The sequence below is a fragment of the Kitasatospora sp. NPDC059827 genome, from assembly GCF_042731675.1.
In the GTDB taxonomy this organism is placed as follows: domain Bacteria; phylum Actinomycetota; class Actinomycetes; order Streptomycetales; family Streptomycetaceae; genus Kitasatospora.
Map to the genome: position 1 here is coordinate 1 of NZ_JBHWIV010000036.1, position 1,258 is coordinate 1,258.

Here is a 1,258-nt window from a genome sequence, read left to right on the forward strand (position 1 = left end):
GTGGTTTCTTCTTTCTAACACCGGGTCCCCACGTTACCGCCCCCGGGCGGGGCGCTTGACGCTGGCCCGGATTGCACACGGCCGGGCACGCCATTGGGCGCCCCGGCCCCTCCGGACGTCCTGCCCGATCCGGTGCCCAGCCCCCTGCTCAGTCCTCGCGGCGCTTGCGCGAGGAGGACAGCAGCACCACCAGGCCGAGGCCGACCAGTGCGACCGGGACGATCCGCTCCTTGCGCGGCTGCCCCTTCTCGTCCAGGAACTGCGCCTTGACCTTCTCCACCAGGCCGTTCGCGGCCACGTACGCCCGGGCCGTCTTCTCCTCGACGGTGGCCATCGCCTTCGCCTTGACCTGCGCGGAGATGGTGCTCGGGTGGATCCGCACGGCCAGCTCGTCCAGGTTCGACGCCAGCCGGTCACGGGTGCGCTCGATGTCCGCCTCGATCTGCGCAGCCGTCCGCGCCGGCTTGTCCTGCGTGCTCGCGTCGCCCACTCGGGCCACCCCATTCACTTGCCGATGTAGTCCTGTCGTCCTCTGCGACCAACCCAGTTTGTCAGCTGCCACGCACGGGCGCGCGGCCCCACCCACCAACGGAGGTAAGTTTGCCGTGGTACGACCGTCCGTCCCAGCCTCCAGGAGAGTACGACCGTGACTGAGCGTCTCCAGCCCGGCGACACCGCACCCGCATTCAGCCTGTCCGACGCCGACGGCAACCAGGTCTCGCTCGCCGACCACCTGGGCCGCAAGGTCATCGTCTACTTCTACCCGAAGGCGCTCACCCCCGGCTGCACCAAGCAGGCCTGCGACTTCACCGACAACCTGGCGGTCCTCTCGGGCGCCGGCTACGACGTCATCGGCATCTCCCCGGACCAGCCGGAGAAGCTCGGCCAGTTCCGCGAGAAGGAGGACCTCAAGGTCACCCTGCTCTCCGACCCGGACAACAAGGTCCTGGAGGCCTACGCCGCCTACGGCGAGAAGCAGAACTACGGCCGCACCTACCAGGGCGTGATCCGCTCCACGATCGTCGTGGACGAGCAGGGCAAGGTCGAGCGCGCCCTCTACAACGTCAAGGCCACCGGGCACGTCGCCAAGCTGCTGCGCGACCTCAAGGTCGAGGCCTGAGCCTCCCGCACGAGAACGAAGCGGTGGGGGGCCCCCCCCCCCCCCGGGGGGGCCCCCCCCCCCCCCCCCCCCCCCGGGGTCTGGCCGCGAACGGGCCCCGCACCCCCGTTCGCCCCGGGGGCAACCGCCCCCCCGGAG

General features: G+C 70.7%; 2 protein-coding genes. One reads left to right on the forward strand and one right to left on the reverse strand.

From position 1 onward, the window contains the following. Positions 1-148 precede the first annotated feature (148 nt). Positions 149-490 carry a DUF3618 domain-containing protein gene (locus ACFV8H_RS22545; protein WP_380402743.1) on the reverse strand — a complete coding sequence of 114 codons (342 nt, stop codon included), beginning with the start codon at positions 488-490 and terminating at the stop codon, positions 149-151. 156 nt (positions 491-646) lie between these two features. Here ACFV8H_RS22545 and bcp point away from each other — a divergent pair, with 156 nt between their 5' ends. Then, a complete protein-coding gene (gene bcp / locus ACFV8H_RS22550; RefSeq protein WP_375883119.1) occupies positions 647-1,120 on the forward strand; it encodes a thioredoxin-dependent thiol peroxidase in 474 nt (157 codons plus the stop codon). Positions 1,121-1,258: the final 138 nt, after the last annotated feature.